Origin of the sequence: Salmonella sp. SG203 (genome assembly GCF_013350575.1) — a bacterium.
GTDB lineage: Bacteria > Pseudomonadota > Gammaproteobacteria > Enterobacterales > Enterobacteriaceae > Salmonella > Salmonella enterica.
Genome location: NZ_SNMT01000010.1, coordinates 16,396 through 35,006 on the forward strand (window position 1 = coordinate 16,396; position 18,611 = coordinate 35,006).

The following is an 18,611-nucleotide window of genomic DNA, read 5'->3' on the forward strand; positions in this document are numbered from 1 at the left end:
GCCTCGTTACTCGATGACGACCAGTGGCTCGTCAAATTCTACCGGTTGACCACTTTCGACCAGAATCGCTTTCACAGTACCTGCTTTGTCAGCTTCGATCTGGTTCATCATTTTCATGGCTTCAACGATGCACAGGGTATCGCCCACGTTCACTTTCTGGCCCACTTCGATGAACGCTTTCGCGTCCGGGCTTGGGGTGCGGTAGAAAGTACCAACCATTGGGGAGCGTACGATGTGACCACTGATTTCCGCTGCGGCAGGCGCTTCCATTGCTGGAGTAGCCGCTGGCGCGACAGCGTTAGACAGAGCGGGTTGCTGCATCATCGGCGCCGCATAAGCCTGCTGCATCACCGGAAAACCGGCGTTTGCCGTTGTGCGGCTGATGCGAACAGATTCTTCGCCTTCAGAAATTTCCAGTTCGGAGATACCTGATTCTTCAACCAGCTCGATCAGTTTTTTAATCTTACGAATATCCATGAGTGGGTTCCGTACTCTTTGTTTAGTGTGATTGTGACAGGCGTTTTAGCGCCGTCTGTAAAGCATGTGAATGACTGCCGCGGGTAAAATACCGCGCATCTTTGATTTGCCTGTTATGCCGTAGCACCCGAAGGTGAAATTCATGATTTGCCAGTCATTGTGTGGCTATCTTCTGCCATTTTCGGGCAAAAAACAAAATATACCTTCATTGCTCGATTGTCACCCTTTCTGCGAACGAAAATCGCCGTTGGGCAATGTAAAGTCGCACATTATAACTATTTCGTCGCAATTGGCAGCTAAATACTGGTCTTATCAGGGAAGATAATCAACCCGAAACATAAAAAGGACATTACCTGTTTTGCGTTTTGCAATCGACCGCACAGTTCACCAAACTAGCGCCACCACTGGCGAAACTTCCGGTAACGCAACGCTAAAAGGGCTAACGCTAATGCCGCGTAGATGACCGGTTGCGGTGATAAAATCTTTACCGACCACAGGTAATGTATGGGAGCCAGGATCGCGATAAGATAGACGACGTTATGCAATGTTTGCCAGCGTTTGCCCAATTTACGCTGCGCAAATTGCGTTGAGGTCAACGTCAGCGCCAATAACACCAGCCAGCTAATGATCCCAAGCGTCAAATAAGGGCGTGAAATCAACTCGCTTCCTAACAACGCCAGGTTATGTATCCCCAGTTCCAGTAAGGCATAGCTGGTTAAATGCAGCGTAGCCCAAACGAAACACCATAATCCTAACAGGCGGCGTGTGCGTATCAATAATGGCTGTTTAGCGTAGCGCGCCAGCGGTGAAACCAGCAAGGTGGCGAGCAAAAATTTGAGCGCGGTTCTGCCGGTAAAGTGTTGGATATCCTTTACCGGGTCTGCGCTGAGTCCACCGTGATTTATCGCCCAAAAGAGCCACAGAAGCGGCAAAAAACCGGCAAGATGCAGACAAACTTTTAGCCAGGTTATCTGTTTTACTGTCAGACGCACTTAAAAATTCTCCCGCAAATTGAGACCGCGATACAGCGAAGCGACTTCATTGGCGTAGCCGTTAAACAGCAGCGTCGGCTGCCTTTGCACATCAAGGATACCGCCTGAACCAATAAAGCGTTCGGTAGCCTGAGACCAGCGTGGATGATCCACATGCGGGTTCACATTGGCGTAAAAACCATATTCGTTGGGAGCCGACAAATTCCAGGTGGTTGGCGGACGTTCGCGGGTGAGTTTAATGCTGACAATAGATTTAATACCTTTAAAACCATACTTCCATGGAACGATGAGTCGAATGGGCGCGCCGTTTTGCGGGGGTAACGCCTTACCATAGACGCCAACGGTCATCAGAGTCAGCGGATGCATGGCTTCATCCAGACGTAGCCCTTCGACATAAGGGTATTTCAGTCCGCCGCCAATAAAGCGATCTTTCTGTCCTGGCATATCATCCGGCGCGTATAGCGTTTCGAATGCCACATATTTAGCGTGGCTGGTGGGCTGTGCCTGCGCGAGTAGCTTATATAAAGGGAAACCAATCCACGGCACGACCATGGACCACGCTTCGACGCAGCGCATTCGATAGATACGCTCTTCTAATGGGAAACGATGTGTTAAATCGTCGTAATCCAGCGTAAATGGCTTCGCGACTTCCCCGCTGATTTTCAACGTCCACGGTTCGGTTTTCAGACTTCCGGCATTGGCCGCCGGGTCGGCTTTATCAAGGCCAAACTCATAGAAATTGTTGTAGCCCGTCACCTTATCTTCCGGCGTTAACGCTAAATCGCTTCGCCAGGCGGCAGGCTGACTAAACTCAAGCGGTTTACCGGCAGGCGCTTTCGGACGATCGTTGCCTTTAAACCAACTGAAGAGATCGGCCTGCGCCGTTGAGGGTAAGGATAAGGCGGCCGCGCTGATGCCTAATGCTTTTAGCACCTGTCGGCGCTGCATAAAAAAAGCCGATTCCGCAGTCACATCGGCTTCTGTTAATGGACGTATCTTTTTCATCACAGACTCCCGGTCTACCCACCACAACACAACATAGCGTGTAGTGAATATGACAGGGAGTGTGTCAATGTGTAAAAATAAATAGTTAATTAAGTGTAAATTTTTTTATACGTGACGTTATTTTATCTTCACCAGCGTACGGCCCTGAACCTGATTATTGATGATGGCATCGGCGAACTTCGGCGCATCCGCCAGCGTAATCTCTGTGGCGGCCTGAGCATAGAACGATTCCGGCAGATCCTTAACCAAACGCGCCCAGGCTTCTGCGCGACGTGCCGGTGGGGTCATCACCGAGTCTACCCCTTGCAAACGCACATTACGCAGAATGAATGGCATAACGGTGGTCGGCAGCGCGAAGCCGCCCGCCAGGCCGCAGGCGGCCACGCAACCGCCATAGTTCATCTGTGCCAGCACTTTCGCCAGCACTTTATCGCCAACGGTATCAATTGCACCGGCCCATAGCTGTTTTTCCAACGGGCGAGATTCAGCAAACTCATCGCGGCTGAGAATACGGTTAGCTCCCAGGCTCTTAAGATAGCCGTGGGTGCTTTCACGTCCTGATACTGCTGCAACCTGATAGCCCAGCTTATGCAGTAATGCAACGGCAGTGCTGCCCACGCCGCCGCTGGCACCGGTGACGACAACCTCACCGTCTTGCGGGCGAATACCTGCATCTTCAAGCGCCATGACGCACAGCATGGCGGTAAAACCGGCGGTGCCGATGATCATGGCGTTACGGCTGCTCAGTCCCGCAGGCAGCGCGACCAGCCAGTCGCCTTTAACGCGTGCGCGTTCGGCCAGGCCGCCCCAGTGGTTTTCGCCCACGCCCCAGCCAGTCAGTAGTACTTCCTGGCCTGCATGAAAGCGAGGATCTTCGCTTGCGTGAACGGTGCCGGCGAAATCAATACCAGGAATCATCGGAAAATGACGGATAATTTTCCCTTTTCCGGTGATAGCCAGAGCATCTTTATAATTCAGGCTGGACCAGTGGACATCCACCGTCACATCACCTGCCGGCAGTTGACTCTCTTCGAGATGTTGCACGGATGCGAGGGTTTTACCGTCCTGCTGTTCTAAGATCAACGCCTGCATAACCTGTCCTCACTTTACATGGTAGATTGGAAAAATAGCTACGAAGACTATACTCGCTAATTAAAACGTGATGCCGATGCAACGCAATAAATTGCCAGATAGATCCATTTTGGTAGTATGCCTGCTTCATTGCGCGCCGTGGCGAATTCCGCCTTCAGATTCGCTTTTTCATACTGTTTATAACCGTCGGAGTTAACTCAAGGATGCGATTAACGACGAAATTCTCAGCTTTTATCACGCTGCTCACGGGGTTAACGATCTTCGTGACTCTGATAGGTTGCTCGCTAAGCTTTTATAACGCCGTACAGTATAAGTATGTCAGCCGTGTGCAGGCGACGGCGACAGCCATTGATACGCACCTGGTGACCCATGATATTGTCTCGCTGACGCCGCAAATCGACGAACTCATGATCGCTTCCGATATTGTGCGTGTCGATCTGTTGCAGGGGGAGCGCAGCGTCTACAGCCATTCTCGTGCCAGAGGTTATCGGCCAGCCGGCACCAGCGACATGTATCGCGAGCTGGTCGTACCGCTGATAAAACATCCAGGAATGTCGCTACGTCTGGCTTATCAGGACCCGATGGGTAACTATTTTCACTCACTGATCACCACGGCGCCGCTAACGCTGGCGATCGGTTTTATCGTTCTGATTTTGTTTTTATCGGTGCGCTGGCTGCAGCGGCAGCTTTCCGGGCAAGAGCTTCTGGAAATTCGCTCAACGCGTATTCTGAACGGCGAACGCGGGGCGAATGTCCGCGGTTCTGTTTACGAATGGCCAGCGCGCACCAGTAGCGCGCTTGATGTATTGCTTTCCGAAATTCAGTTTGCTCACGAACAGCGTAGCCGCCTGGACACCCTCATTCGCTCCTACGCCGCGCAGGACACCAAAACCGGACTCGGTAACCGTCTGTTCTTTGATAACCAACTGGCGACGCTGCTGGAAGATCAGGAAAAAGTGGGAGTGCATGGCGTGGTGATGATGATCCGCTTGCCAGACTTCAATCTTCTGCGCGACAGCCTGGGAGGCAATCAGGCGGAAGAGCAGATGTTTATGCTTATCAATCTGCTATCGACATTTATTATGCGTTACCCTGGCTCGCTGCTGGCGCGTTATCACCGCAGCGACTTTGCCGTGCTGCTACCGCATCGAACGTTGAAAGAAGCGGAAAGTATTGCCGGACAACTTTTAAAAGCTGTCGATGCGCTACCGGCTAACAAAATGCTCGATCGTGACGATATGGTACATATCGGCATTTGCGCCTGGCGCAGCGGACAGTCCACCGAGCAGGTGATGGAACATGCTGAAGCCGCGGCGCGGAATGCCGCCCTGCAGGGGGGAAATAGCTGGGCTATCTACGACGACACTCTGCCGGAAAAAGGGCGCGGCAATGTGCGCTGGCGCACATTGATTGAGCAGATGCTGAACCGGGGTGGACCGCGACTTTATCAAAAACCAGCGGTCACGCGAGAAGGTCGCGTACATCATCGGGAATTGATGTGTCGCATCTATGACGGTAAAGAAGAGGTGAGCTCGGCGGAGTATATGCCGATGGTGCTGCAATTTGGTTTATCGGAAGAGTATGACAGATTACAAATTAGCCGCCTGATTACGTTGCTGGGCTACTGGCCGGATGAAAATCTGGCAATGCAGTTGACGGTTGAGTCGCTGATTCGTCCGCGTTTTCAGCGCTGGTTGCGCGATACGTTAATGCAGTGTGAAAAATCACAGCGAAATCGCATAATTATTGAACTTGCGGAGGCAGATGTTTGTCAACACATCAGTCGGTTACAACCCATCCTTCGCTTAGTCAATGCGCTTGGCGTTCGGGTGGCGGTGACACAGGCGGGTTTGACGCTGGTTAGCACGAGCTGGATTAAAGCGCTCAATGTGGAATTACTCAAGCTGCATCCGAGTCTGGTCAGAAACATTGAGAAGCGAACGGAAAACCAGCTTCTGGTTCAAAGTCTGGTAGAGGCCTGCGCGGGCACGCCTACGCAGGTTTACGCGACAGGCGTCCGTTCGCGCGGCGAGTGGCAGACGCTGACAAAACGCGGCGTGGCTGGCGGGCAGGGTGATTTTTTTGCCTCCTCCCAACTACTTGACACAAACGTGAAAAAATATTCGCAAAGATACTCGGTTTAACCTGCCGTTTAATTTGTTTTCACGTAGAATAACGCGCGCTGCGCCTCATGGGGGTGTGCTTGTCTGCTCGCCAGATTGTTGCAGCAAATATGCAGGTGAATGACCTTTGACAGGTTGCAAACGAAGGCGAGGATTGCTGCTGATTTTTTCAGCCCTGAGGGACTCAGGCCGAGATTTGTAACAAAGGAAACGAACTGCACTAATTTTCACCGTAGCAGATGATTTTTGCGCCTTGTCGCTGCTGCGTGTGGTTGGTAAAGTAAGCGGATTTTGTTTTCCGCCCCAGCTTTCAGGATTATCCCTTAGTATGTTGAAAAAATTTCGTGGCATGTTTTCCAATGACCTGTCCATTGACCTGGGTACCGCGAATACCCTCATTTATGTAAAAGGACAAGGCATCGTATTGAATGAGCCTTCCGTTGTGGCCATTCGTCAGGATCGTGCCGGTTCGCCGAAAAGCGTGGCTGCAGTCGGTCATGATGCGAAGCAGATGCTGGGCCGTACGCCGGGCAATATCGCTGCGATCCGTCCGATGAAAGACGGCGTTATCGCTGACTTCTTTGTGACCGAAAAAATGCTCCAGCACTTTATTAAACAAGTGCACAGCAACAGCTTTATGCGCCCAAGCCCGCGCGTACTGGTATGCGTGCCGGTCGGCGCGACGCAGGTAGAACGCCGCGCAATTCGTGAATCCGCTCAGGGCGCAGGCGCCCGTGAAGTCTTTTTGATCGAAGAGCCGATGGCGGCCGCGATCGGCGCAGGTCTGCCAGTTTCTGAAGCAACCGGTTCAATGGTTGTGGATATCGGTGGTGGTACCACTGAAGTTGCCGTGATCTCCCTGAACGGCGTGGTTTACTCTTCTTCTGTCCGTATTGGTGGTGACCGCTTCGACGAAGCCATCATTAATTACGTTCGTCGTAACTACGGTTCTCTGATTGGTGAAGCCACCGCAGAACGTATTAAACACGAAATCGGTTCCGCTTATCCGGGCGACGAAGTCCGCGAGATCGAAGTGCGTGGCCGTAACCTGGCGGAAGGCGTTCCACGCGGCTTTACCCTGAACTCAAACGAGATTCTGGAAGCGTTGCAGGAACCGTTGACCGGTATCGTCAGCGCGGTAATGGTGGCGCTGGAACAGTGTCCGCCGGAGCTGGCGTCAGACATCTCCGAGCGCGGTATGGTGCTCACCGGCGGCGGCGCGCTGCTGCGTAACCTTGACCGTCTGTTAATGGAAGAGACGGGCATTCCTGTCGTGGTTGCTGAAGATCCGCTGACCTGTGTGGCGCGCGGCGGCGGCAAGGCGCTGGAAATGATCGATATGCACGGCGGCGACCTGTTCAGCGAAGAGTAGTTGGATACGGGCAGGATTATCCCTGGATTGTCCTGCCTCTCCGACGCGAGAATACGCATAGCCTATGAAGCCAATTTTTAGCCGTGGCCCGTCGCTACAGATTCGCCTTATTCTGGCGGTGCTGGTGGCGCTCGGCGTTATCATTGCCGACAGCCGCCTGGGGACGTTCAGTCAAATCCGAACGTACATGGACACTGCCGTCAGTCCTTTCTATTTTATTTCAAACGGCCCTCGTGAACTGCTCGACAGCGTGTCACAAACGCTGGCTTCTCGCGACCAGCTTGAGCTGGAAAACCGGGCGCTGCGCCAGGAATTACTGCTAAAAAACAGCGACCTGCTGATGCTGGGGCAGTACAAACAGGAGAACGCGCGGTTGCGCGAGCTGCTGGGGTCGCCGCTGCGTCAGGACGAGCAGAAAATGGTGACGCAGGTTATTTCAACGGTTAACGATCCTTACAGCGATCAGGTCGTTATCGATAAAGGCAGCGTTAATGGCGTATATGAAGGTCAACCGGTCATTAGCGACAAAGGCGTCGTAGGGCAGGTTGTCGCCGTGGCGAAACTGACCAGCCGCGTACTGCTGATTTGCGATGCGACTCATGCGCTGCCGATTCAGGTACTGCGCAATGACATCCGCGTGATTGCCGCCGGTAACGGCTGTACTGACGATCTTCAGCTTGAACATCTGCCCGCCAATACCGATATTCGCGTCGGCGATGTGCTGGTAACGTCCGGACTTGGTGGGCGTTTCCCGGAAGGGTATCCGGTGGCGGTGGTCTCCTCCGTCAAGCTGGACACTCAGCGCGCCTATACCGTCATTCAGGCACGTCCAACCGCGGGTTTGCAGCGTTTACGCTATCTGCTGCTGTTGTGGGGAGCCGATCGTAACGGCGCCAATCCGATGACGCCGGAAGAGGTTCACCGCGTCGCCAATGAGCGCCTGATGCAGATGATGCCGCAGGTGTTGCCTTCTCCGGATGCGATGGGGCCGCCGGCGCCAGTGCCGGACCCGGCGACGGGGATTACTCAGCCATCTGCGGGCCAGACTGCGCCGGTATCAACGCAACCATCGCCTTCGGGCGCGACCACGCCGCCTGCGCGTGCGCCGGGAGGGTAATGGTGGCGAGCTATCGTAGCCAGGGGCGCTGGGTTATCTGGCTCTCGTTTCTTATTGCGCTGTTGCTGCAAATCATGCCCTGGCCGGACGACATCATTGTTTTCCGGCCAAACTGGGTTTTGCTCATCTTACTGTACTGGATTCTGGCCCTGCCGCACCGCGTAAATGTGGGGACGGGATTTGTGATGGGTGCCATACTTGATCTCATCAGCGGTTCCACACTTGGCGTGCGCGCTCTGTCGATGAGTATTGTCGCCTATCTGGTCGCTCTGAAATTCCAGCTCTTCCGTAACCTGGCGCTCTGGCAGCAGGCGCTGGTGGTAATGTTGCTTTCACTGGCCGTGGACATTATTGTTTTCTGGGCCGAGTTTTTAGTGATCAACGTCTCTTTCAGACCGGAAGTGTTCTGGAGTAGTGTAGTCAATGGCGTGCTGTGGCCCTGGCTCTTTTTGCTGATGCGTAAAGTACGCCAGCAGTTTGCTGTGCAATAAAGGTCGATATGACAACTCTGTATCTTGCTTCCGGTTCCCCGCGTCGCCAGGAATTATTGACTCAACTTGGATTTTCATTCGAGCAGGTCGTGCCTGGTATTGAAGAGCAACGGCGTGCTCAGGAAAGCGCGCAGCAGTATGTTGTTCGGCTGGCACGCGAAAAGGCGCAGGCTGGCGTGGCGCTGGTTCCCCGTGATCTGCCGGTGTTGGGCGCGGATACGATAGTCGTGTTAAACGGCGAGGTGCTGGAAAAGCCGCGCGACGCCGCTCATGCCGCAGAAATGCTGCGTTTGCTTTCCGGAAATACGCATCAGGTGATGACTGCTGTTGCGCTTGCGGACTCGCAGCAGACGCTGGATTGTGTGGTGGTAACGGAGGTGACTTTCCGCACGCTTTCTGCGCAGGATATTACTGGCTATGTCGCCAGCGGCGAGCCTTTAGATAAAGCAGGTGCATACGGTATTCAGGGGCGGGGTGGCTGTTTTGTCAGGAAGATAAATGGCAGCTATCACGCCGTGGTCGGCTTACCGCTGGTTGAAACGTATGAGTTGTTGAGTCATTTTAACGCACTGCGTGATAAAAGGGATAAACATGACGGCTGAATTGTTGGTAAACGTAACGCCATCGGAAACGCGCGTGGCGTACATTGATGGCGGTATTCTTCAGGAAATCCATATTGAGCGCGAAGCGCGACGCGGAATCGTAGGCAATATCTACAAAGGTCGTGTAAGTCGTGTACTTCCAGGTATGCAGGCGGCTTTTGTAGATATTGGGCTGGATAAAGCCGCATTTCTTCATGCTTCCGACATTATGCCGCATACCGAATGCGTGGCGGGCGACGAGCAAAAACAGTTTACCGTGCGCGATATCTCCGAACTGGTGCGTCAGGGACAGGATCTGATGGTGCAGGTAGTGAAAGATCCGCTCGGCACGAAAGGCGCGCGTTTGACCACGGACATCACGTTGCCCTCCCGTTACCTTGTTTTTATGCCCGGCGCGTCACACGTTGGCGTTTCCCAGCGCATCGAAAGCGAAAGTGAACGCGAGCGCCTGAAAAAGGTGGTGGCGGAATACTGCGACGAACAGGGCGGGTTTATTATCCGCACCGCGGCGGAAGGCGTGTGTGAAGAGGATCTCGCGTCTGACGCCGCCTATCTCAAGCGCGTCTGGACGAAAGTCATGGAGCGCAAAAAGCGTCCGCAAACGCGCTACCAGATGTATGGCGAACTGGCGCTGGCGCAGCGCGTGCTGCGCGATTTCGCCGATGCGCAGTTGGACCGAATTCGCGTCGACTCACGTCTGACCTATGAGTCGCTGCTGGAGTTTACCGCAGAATACATCCCGGAAATGACCAGTAAGCTGGAGCATTACAGTGGCCATCAGCCGATCTTCGATCTTTATGACGTGGAAAATGAGATCCAGCGCGCGCTGGAGCGTAAGGTTGAACTCAAGTCCGGCGGTTATCTGATTATCGACCAAACCGAAGCGATGACGACGGTAGATATCAATACCGGCGCGTTTGTCGGACACCGTAATCTCGACGACACCATTTTTAATACCAATATTGAAGCGACGCAGGCCATTGCCCGCCAGTTACGCCTGCGTAATCTGGGCGGCATTATCATTATCGATTTTATCGACATGAATAATGAAGATCATCGCCGCCGGGTGCTGCATTCGCTGGAACAGGCGTTAAGTAAGGATCGCGTGAAAACCAGTATTAACGGCTTTTCGCCGCTGGGGCTGGTGGAAATGACCCGTAAACGGACTCGTGAAAGCGTGGAACATGTGCTTTGTAACGAATGTCCAACCTGTCATGGCCGCGGGACGGTAAAAACGGTGGAAACCGTCTGCTATGAGATCATGCGTGAAATTGTACGTGTTCATCACGCTTATGACTCCGATCGCTTCCTGGTTTATGCTTCTCCTGCGGTGGCGGAAGCGCTGAAAGGCGAAGAATCACACGCGCTGGCGGAAGTCGAAATCTTTGTCGGCAAACAGGTTAAAGTTCAGGTCGAACCGCTTTATAACCAGGAGCAGTTTGACGTCGTAATGATGTAATTGAGTAGTAGCACCAGCGCATGTAGGCCGGATAAGGCGCAAGCGCCGCCATCCGGCAATATACCTTCAAGGGGTGTGAGTCGTATTTTTTGGCAGACAAGGAGAGACGCGTGAGGCGATTGCCGGGGATTTTATTGCTCACTGGAGCCGCGCTCATCGTCATTGCAGCGCTGCTGGTTAGCGGGCTGCGCCTGGCGTTGCCTCATCTTGACGCCTGGCGTCCAGCTATCCTGAATAAAATTGAGTCTGTGACCGGCGTGCCGTTGGCCGCCAGCCAACTCTCCGCAAGCTGGCAAAATTTTGGCCCTACGCTGGAAGCGCATAATATTCATGCCGCCCTGAAAGATGGCGGCGAACTGTCGATAAAACGCGTTACGCTGGCGCTGGACGTCTGGCAAAGCCTGTTGCATATGCGCTGGCAGTTTCGCGACCTGACCTTCTGGCAACTCAATTTCCGCACCAACACGCCTCTTCAAAGCAGCGACGGCGAAGGCATCGAAACCAGCCGTTTAAGCGATCTTTTCCTGCGGCAGTTCGATCATTTCGATCTGCGCGATAGCCAAATCAGTTTTCTGACGCTTTCCGGACAACGCGCGGAGCTGGCGATCCCACAGCTTACCTGGCTAAACGGCAAAGAGCGGCACCGCGCCGAAGGCGAGGTCAGCCTCTCCAGCCTGACCGGGCAGCACGGCGTGATGCAGGTGCGGATGGATTTACGCGATGACGACGGTTTGCTGAATAACGGCAGAGTCTGGTTACAGGCCGACGATATTGACGTCAAGCCGTGGCTGGGCAAATGGATGCAGGATAATGTGGCGCTCCAGACGGCGCGTTTCAGTCTGGAAGGCTGGATGACGCTCAGTAAAGGCGAAATCGCCGGAGGGGACGTCTGGCTGAAACAGGGCGGCGCAAGCTGGCTGGGCGATAACACGACGCACACGCTGTCTGTCGATAACCTGACGGCGCAGATTAGCCGCGAGCAGCCGGGCTGGCAGTTTTATATTCCGGACACACGGATTACGCTTGATGGTAAACCCTGGCCGAGCGGAGCCTTAACCGTGGCCTGGCTCCCGCAGCAGGACGTCGGCGGCGAGAATCACACACGTAGCGATGAACTACGCATTCGCGCCAGTAATCTTGAACTGGCGGGGCTGGAAGCATTACGTCCGCTGGCGGCTAAACTGTCGCCTGTGCTGGGCGAAATATGGCAGGCTACGCAGCCGAGCGGAAAGATCGCCACACTGGCGCTGGATATTCCGCTACAGGCGACCGAAAAAACGCGTTTTCAGGCATCGTGGGAAAATCTTGCCTGGAAACAGTGGAAGCTGTTGCCCGGCGCGGAACATTTTTCCGGTACGCTGGCGGGAAGCGTAGAAGACGGGCAGATGAAGGTTGCGATGCAGCAGGCTAAAATGCCCTATGAAACCGTTTTTCGCGCGCCGCTGGAAATTGAAAACGGCGTCGCGACGCTTAGCTGGTTGAAAAATGAGAACGGCTTTCAGCTTGATGGCCGCGACATTGACGTCAAAGCAAAGGCGGTACATGCGCGCGGCGGGTTCCGCTATCTGCAACCGACGGGCGACGAACCGTGGCTGGGCATTCTGGCCGGAATCAGTACCGACGATGGATCTCAGGCGTGGCGCTATTTTCCGGAAAACCTGATGGGCAAAGCGCTAGTCGATTACCTTAGCGGCGCGATTCAGGGCGGCGAGGCGGATAACGCCACGTTGGTTTACGGTGGTAACCCGCACCTCTTTCCCTATAAGCATAACGAAGGTCAGTTTGAAGTGCTGGTGCCGCTACGCAATGCGACGTTTGCTTTTCAACCCGACTGGCCGGCGCTAAAAAATCTCAACATTGAACTGGATTTCCTGAACGACGGTCTGTGGATGCGTTCGGATAGCGTCGATTTGGGCGGGGTGAAGGCCAGCAAACTCGCAGCGGCGATTCCGGATTATTCCAAAGAGAAACTGCTCATTGATGCCGATATTAACGGGCCGGGAAAAGCCGTTGGGCCTTATTTTGACGAGACGCCGCTAAAAGACTCGCTTGGCTCGACGCTGGCGGAGCTCCAGTTAGATGGCGATGTGAATGCTCGCTTACATCTTGATATTCCGCTGGACGGAGAACAGGTTACCGCTGAGGGTGATGTCTCGTTGCGTAATAACAGTCTGTTTATTAAGCCGCTAAACAGCACGCTCAAAAATCTGAACGGTAAATTCAGCTTTGTGAATGGCGCGCTAAAAAGCGGGCCGCTGACGGCAAACTGGTTTAATCAGCCGCTGAACCTGGATTTCAGTACGACGGAAGGGGCAAAAGCCTATCAGGTCGCCGTCAACCTGAACGGTAACTGGCAGCCAACGCGTATGGGCGTCTTACCGCCGCAACTGAATGACGCCCTGAGCGGCAGCGTGACGTGGAATGGTAAAGTCGGCATCGATCTTCCGTATCACGCTGACACCACTTATCACATCGAGCTGAACGGCGATCTGAGAAATGTGAGTAGTCACTTACCTTCTCCGCTAAATAAACCCGCAGGCGAAGCCATTCCGGTGAACATTCAGGCTGACGGCAACCTGAAAAGTTTTGCGCTAACGGGGAGCGCAGGGAGTAAAAATCACTTTAACAGCCGCTGGTTATTAAATCAGAAGCTGACGTTGGATCGGGCTATCTGGACGACGGACAGCCGGACGATTCCGCCATTACCTGCTCAACAAGGCGTTGAGCTCAATCTGCCGGCGCTGGATGGCGCGCAGTGGCTGGCGTTATTCCAGAAAGGCGCGGCGGATAACGTGAGCAGTTCGGCCGAGTTTCCTCAACGCGTCACGTTGCGTACTCCCGCGCTATCGCTGGGCGGCCAGCAGTGGAACAATTTGAGCGTTGTTTCAGCCCCCTCGCTGAACGGAACAAAAATTGAAGCGCAGGGCCGTGAGGTGAACGCCACGCTGCTCATGCGCAACCATGCGCCGTGGCTGGCGAACATTAAGTACCTGTACTACAACCCTGGCGTCGCAAAAACGCACGCCTCGTCACCAACGCCGACATCGCCGTTGGCTTCGGCGAACACGATTAGCTTCCGTGGCTGGCCGGACTTACAGCTTCGCTGCGAAGAGTGCTGGCTGTGGGGGCAAAAATATGGGCGTATTGATGGCGATTTCGCCATCAAAGGCAATACGCTGACTCTGGCGAATGGCCTGATCGATACCGGATTCGCCCGTTTGAAAGCGAACGGCGAGTGGGTGAATGCGCTGGATAATGAACGAACCTCGCTGAAAGGTAGTCTGCATGGTAGTAACCTCGACACGGCTGCCGGGTTCTTCGGCATCTCGACGCCAATCCAGAACGCGTCTTTTAACGTAGATTACGATCTGCACTGGCGAAACCCGCCCTGGCAACCTGAGGAAGCCACGCTCAACGGGATTTTACGTACGCGTCTGGGCAAAGGCGAGTTTACTGATCTCAGTAGCGGTCATGCCGGACAGCTACTGCGGCTGCTCAGTTTTGACGCGTTGCTGCGTAAGCTGCGGTTTGACTTCAGAGATACCTTTAGCGAGGGCTTCTATTTCGACTCTATTCATAGTACCGCGTGGATTAAAGATGGCGTCCTGCATACTGACGATACGCTGGTGGATGGGCTGGAAGCGGATATTGCAATGAAAGGTTCTGTTGATCTGGTGCGTCGTCGTCTTGATATGGAGGCCGTTGTCGCGCCGGAAATTTCCGCCACCGTGGGCGTCGCCGCCGCGTTTGCCGTTAACCCGATTGTCGGCGCGGCGGTATTTGCCGCCAGTAAAGTGTTGGGGCCGCTATGGAGCAAGGTCTCCATTTTGCGTTATCGCATTACCGGTCCGGTCGATGCGCCGCAGATCAACGAAGTTCTGCGCCAACCGAGAAAAGAAAGCCAGCAATGATTTGACGGGGGCGAGGAATTGCCCCACTCTCAGTAAATAGTCATGCCGGACGGCGCTGCGTTTATCCGGTTTGCACAATCTAACAACGTAGTCCGGATAAGGCGTGAACCGCCATCCGGCAGAAATCAACGAGTAGCAAAAACGATGAGTCTGAACCTGGTAAGTGAACAATTGCTAGCGGCGAATGGCCTGAACCATCAGGATCTGTTCGCTATTTTGGGCCAACTGGCCGAACGCCGTCTTGATTATGGCGACCTCTATTTTCAGTCGAGCTATCACGAATCCTGGGTTTTAGAAGACCGCATCATTAAAGATGGTTCATATAATATCGACCAGGGCGTTGGCGTTCGCGCCATTAGCGGCGAAAAAACCGGTTTTGCTTATGCTGACCAGATAAGCCTCCTCGCGCTGGAGCAGAGTGCGCAGGCAGCGCGAACCATTGTACGCGATAACGGCGAAGGCAAGGTAAAAACGCTCGCCGCCGTAGCGCATCAGCCGCTCTACACCACCCTTGATCCGCTGCAAAGTATGAGCCGCGAAGAGAAGCTGGATATCCTCAGACGCGTTGATAAAGCGGCGCGAGAAGCCGATAAACGCGTACAGGAAGTTAACGCCAGCCTGACCGGCGTATATGAATTAATCCTCGTGGCGGCGACCGACGGGACGCTGGCGGCGGATGTCCGTCCACTGGTGCGTTTGTCCGTTAGCGTGCAGGTGGAAGAAGACGGTAAACGCGAGCGCGGCGCCAGCGGCGGCGGCGGTCGCTTTGGTTATGAGTATTTTCTTGCCGATCTCGACGGCGAGGTTCGCGCCGACGCGTGGGCGAAAGAAGCGGTACGCATGGCGCTGGTTAATCTCTCCGCGGTCGCTGCGCCAGCGGGGACGTTACCGGTGGTTCTGGGCGCCGGGTGGCCGGGCGTATTGCTGCACGAAGCGGTCGGTCACGGGCTGGAAGGTGATTTCAACCGTCGTGGGACGTCTGTGTTTAGCGGTCAGATCGGCGAGCAGGTTGCCTCCGCGCTTTGCACCGTAGTGGATGACGGCACAATGATGAACCGTCGTGGCTCCGTTGCTATCGATGATGAAGGTACGCCAGGCCAGTACAACGTATTGATTGAAAATGGCGTGCTGAAAGGATACATGCAGGACAAGCTGAACGCGCGCCTGATGGGCGCTACGCCGACCGGTAACGGGCGTCGCGAATCTTATGCGCATCTGCCGATGCCGCGTATGACGAATACCTATATGTTGGCGGGGCAGTCAACGCCGCAGGAAATTATCGAATCCGTTGAGTACGGCATCTATGCGCCTAACTTTGGCGGCGGTCAGGTGGATATCACCTCCGGCAAGTTTGTGTTCTCTACCTCGGAAGCGTATCTGATTGAAAACGGCAAAGTCACGACGCCGGTGAAGGGCGCGACGTTGATTGGATCAGGCATTGAAACGATGCAACAGATCTCCATGGTCGGCAACGACCTTAAGCTGGATAACGGGGTGGGGGTTTGCGGTAAAGAGGGTCAAAGTCTGCCGGTAGGCGTAGGCCAGCCGACGCTGAAAGTCGATAACCTGACGGTTGGCGGCACCGCATAACTGTCCGCCTTATCAGGCCTGTGGTATGTGCCCCCAGGCCTGATAAGCGCAGCGCCATCAGGCAATGTCTGCGTCGGGTGGCATCTGGCCTACAATCGTCTTCAGCAATTACCCGGTGTTTTTATTTTTCTTTCCCTCTCCCGTGCATCCCCTGAAACAGGTGTGCGACATCGACAAAATAGTCAGTTAACGCGTTAATCACTACCTGCACTTTAAGCGGCAGCTTATCTTTTTCGGTGTACAGCGCGTACACCGGACGGGGATCGGACTGATAGCGAGGCAGCAGGATCTCCAGATCGCCACGATTGATCTCATCGATCACCCACATCAGCGGCACATAGGCGATTCCAGTTCCGGCGGTCAGCCAGCGTACCAGCGTCATCGGATCGTTAGTGACGAACCGCCCCTGTGGAATCAGTCGGGTAGAAATTCCTTCCGGCGCGATAAGTTCAAACTCATTATCCGGGCGCACGCTATATTCCAGCCAGGAATGGCTACTGAGATCGGCGGGTTTTTCCGGGACGCCGTACTGAGCGAGGTACGGCTTGGCGGCGCACACAACCATCGGCATCGCGCCGAGTCGACGGGAAAACAGGCTGGAGTCTTGCAGCGCGCCCACGCGGATCACCACGTCCAGCCCGTCGGCAATTAAATCCGGGGCCGGAATTCCTGTCACCAGATTGACCGCCAGACCGGGATACTCTTTTAATAATTTTGCGGTAAGCCCGGCCAGCACATTTTGCGCCATGGTTGAAGAACAGCCGATACGCAATGTACCGATAGGCGTGTTATTAAAAGCGTAAAGCTGCTCGTGAACATCCTGCACTTCATGCAGCATACGACGACAGCCCTGATAATAGATTTTTCCAGCTTCGGTGAGCCCAATGCTGCGTGTGCTGCGGTTGAGCAATTTAACCTGAAGCTCATCTTCCAGTTTCGCCACAGTCTGGCTGATGGACGATACGCTCATTTGCAGCTGTCTGGCTGCGGCGGTAAAAGAGCCAAACTCAACAACTTTGGCGAATACCGACATTCGTTTTAATCGTTCCATTATTCACTCTGGCTTAAAAGTGATTTAGATCACATAATATAGATAACAGCATAACAATTACGTTAATATACTATTATTCGAATAAGAGCTATGTCGCTCTCGCCTGGCGTCTCTTGCCCTTCTCTGCGGCGATGTAGCTTAACAATCTATCGCCTGCTCTCTCTCAGAAATCAAGGTCAACATGAGTCTGTTTCCCGTTATCGTGGTGTTTGGTCTTTCCTTCCCACCGATATTTTTCGAATTGCTTTTGTCACTGGCTATTTTTTGGCTGGTGCGTCGGATGCTTGTGCCGACGGGCATCTATGATTTTGTCTGGCATCCGGCTCTGTTCAATACCGCGCTGTATTGTTGTCTGTTTTATTTAATATCGCGCCTGTTCGTTTGAGGTTGAAGTGAAAACACTAACAAGAAAACTCTCCCGTACGGCCATTACCCTCGTACTGGTTATTCTGGCCTTTATCGCCATTTTCCGCGCCTGGGTGTATTACACCGAATCTCCCTGGACGCGAGACGCGCGTTTTAGCGCCGATGTCGTCGCTATTGCCCCGGATGTCGCGGGCCTGATTACCCATGTAAACGTGCATGATAACCAACTGGTGAAAAAGGATCAGGTCCTGTTTACCATCGATCAGCCACGCTATCAAAAAGCGCTGGCGGAAGCGGAAGCTGATGTAGCCTATTATCAGGTACTGGCGCAGGAAAAACGCCAGGAAGCCGGTCGCCGTAATCGCCTCGGCGTACAGGCGATGTCCCGGGAAGAGATCGATCAGGCGAACAACGTCTTGCAGACGGTACTGCATCAACTGGCTAAAGCCCAGGCGACGCGCGATCTGGCTAAACTCGATCTGGAACGCACCGTCATTCGCGCGCCTGCCGACGGCTGGGTGACTAACCTTAATGTTTATGCCGGTGAATTTATTACCCGCGGTTCCACAGCCGTCGCCCTGGTGAAAAAGAACTCTTTTTACGTGCAGGCCTATATGGAAGAGACCAAGCTGGAAGGCGTGCGTCCGGGATATCGTGCCGAAATCACGCCGCTTGGCAGCAACCGGGTATTAAAAGGTACCGTCGATAGCGTGGCGGCAGGGGTAACGAATGCCAGCAGTACCAGCGATGCGAAAGGGATGGCGACGATAGACTCTAACCTCGAATGGGTGCGTCTGGCCCAGCGTGTCCCGGTGCGTATCCGGCTCGACGAGCAGCAGGGGAATTTGTGGCCTGCCGGTACGACGGCAACCGTCGTGATCACCGGTAAGCAGGATCGTGACGCAAGCCAGGACTCCTTCTTCCGTAAACTGGCGCACCGGCTGCGCGAATTCGGTTAATCGT

Annotated in this window: 15 protein-coding genes; 10 read left to right on the plus strand and 5 right to left on the minus strand. The window is 54.2% G+C overall.

Annotation, left to right across the window (positions count from 1 at the left end; genetic code table 11):
* Window positions 1-6: 6 nt before the first annotated feature.
* The 4 genes from accB to HV477_RS15235 all read right to left on the minus strand — a co-directional run bounded on the left by accB (window position 7) and on the right by HV477_RS15235 (window position 3,566).
* Window positions 7-477 (minus strand): acetyl-CoA carboxylase biotin carboxyl carrier protein, encoded by a 471-nt coding sequence (accB, locus tag HV477_RS15220; RefSeq protein ID WP_000354626.1) that lies wholly within the window; start codon window positions 475-477, stop codon window positions 7-9.
* A 392-nt stretch (window positions 478-869) separates the two neighbouring features.
* Complete coding sequence (msrQ, locus tag HV477_RS15225) at window positions 870-1,469, minus strand: protein-methionine-sulfoxide reductase heme-binding subunit MsrQ (protein WP_023204194.1); 600 nt, start codon at window positions 1,467-1,469, stop codon at window positions 870-872.
* The gene (msrP, locus tag HV477_RS15230; protein ID WP_000723876.1) at window positions 1,470-2,474 is read right to left on the minus strand and encodes a protein-methionine-sulfoxide reductase catalytic subunit MsrP; all 1,005 of its coding nucleotides are present in this window, start codon (window positions 2,472-2,474) and stop codon (window positions 1,470-1,472) included.
* A gap of 117 nt (window positions 2,475-2,591) precedes the next feature.
* On the minus strand, window positions 2,592-3,566 hold the full coding sequence (locus HV477_RS15235; protein WP_001148246.1) for an MDR family oxidoreductase: 975 nt from the start codon (window positions 3,564-3,566) through the stop codon (window positions 2,592-2,594).
* A gap of 203 nt (window positions 3,567-3,769) precedes the next feature.
* On the opposite strand from HV477_RS15235, the gene csrD reads away from it, so the two are divergent.
* The 8 genes from csrD (at window position 3,770) to tldD (ending at window position 16,231) form a co-directional block, all read left to right on the plus strand.
* Window positions 3,770-5,710, plus strand: a complete 1,941-nt coding sequence (gene csrD, locus HV477_RS15240) for an RNase E specificity factor CsrD (protein ID WP_001241377.1) — start codon at window positions 3,770-3,772, stop codon at window positions 5,708-5,710.
* A gap of 307 nt (window positions 5,711-6,017) precedes the next feature.
* Window positions 6,018-7,061 (plus strand): rod shape-determining protein MreB, encoded by a 1,044-nt coding sequence (gene mreB / locus HV477_RS15245; RefSeq protein ID WP_000913396.1) that lies wholly within the window; start codon window positions 6,018-6,020, stop codon window positions 7,059-7,061.
* Between the two features lie 64 nt (window positions 7,062-7,125).
* On the plus strand, window positions 7,126-8,178 hold the full coding sequence (gene mreC, locus HV477_RS15250) for a rod shape-determining protein MreC (RefSeq protein ID WP_000802538.1): 1,053 nt from the start codon (window positions 7,126-7,128) through the stop codon (window positions 8,176-8,178).
* A 2-nt stretch (window positions 8,179-8,180) separates the two neighbouring features.
* A complete protein-coding gene (gene mreD / locus HV477_RS15255; RefSeq protein ID WP_000179403.1) occupies window positions 8,181-8,669 on the plus strand; it encodes a rod shape-determining protein MreD in 489 nt (162 codons plus the stop codon).
* A gap of 8 nt (window positions 8,670-8,677) precedes the next feature.
* Complete coding sequence (locus HV477_RS15260; RefSeq protein ID WP_000210308.1) at window positions 8,678-9,271, plus strand: nucleoside triphosphate pyrophosphatase; 594 nt, start codon at window positions 8,678-8,680, stop codon at window positions 9,269-9,271.
* Window positions 9,261-10,730 carry a ribonuclease G gene (gene rng / locus HV477_RS15265; RefSeq protein ID WP_000123188.1) on the plus strand — a complete coding sequence of 490 codons (1,470 nt, stop codon included), beginning with the start codon at window positions 9,261-9,263 and terminating at the stop codon, window positions 10,728-10,730. The genes HV477_RS15260 and rng overlap by 11 nt, the downstream gene beginning before the upstream one ends.
* Window positions 10,731-10,840: 110 nt before the next feature.
* Entirely contained in the window at window positions 10,841-14,641 is a 3,801-nt protein-coding gene (gene yhdP / locus HV477_RS15270; protein WP_079899345.1) for an AsmA2 domain-containing protein YhdP, read from the plus strand.
* A gap of 144 nt (window positions 14,642-14,785) precedes the next feature.
* Window positions 14,786-16,231 (plus strand): metalloprotease TldD, encoded by a 1,446-nt coding sequence (tldD, locus tag HV477_RS15275; protein ID WP_079899346.1) that lies wholly within the window; start codon window positions 14,786-14,788, stop codon window positions 16,229-16,231.
* Between the two features lie 121 nt (window positions 16,232-16,352).
* On the opposite strand, the gene aaeR is transcribed toward tldD, so the two are convergent.
* Entirely contained in the window at window positions 16,353-17,282 is a 930-nt protein-coding gene (aaeR, locus tag HV477_RS15280) for an HTH-type transcriptional activator AaeR (RefSeq protein WP_000440300.1), read from the minus strand.
* A gap of 181 nt (window positions 17,283-17,463) precedes the next feature.
* Here aaeR and aaeX point away from each other — a divergent pair, with 181 nt between their 5' ends.
* Both aaeX and aaeA read left to right on the plus strand, forming a co-directional pair.
* Entirely contained in the window at window positions 17,464-17,667 is a 204-nt protein-coding gene (gene aaeX, locus HV477_RS15285) for a p-hydroxybenzoic acid efflux pump operon protein AaeX (protein WP_000051840.1), read from the plus strand.
* A 7-nt stretch (window positions 17,668-17,674) separates the two neighbouring features.
* The gene (aaeA, locus tag HV477_RS15290; protein WP_000855134.1) at window positions 17,675-18,607 is read left to right on the plus strand and encodes a p-hydroxybenzoic acid efflux pump subunit AaeA; all 933 of its coding nucleotides are present in this window, start codon (window positions 17,675-17,677) and stop codon (window positions 18,605-18,607) included.
* Window positions 18,608-18,611: the final 4 nt, after the last annotated feature.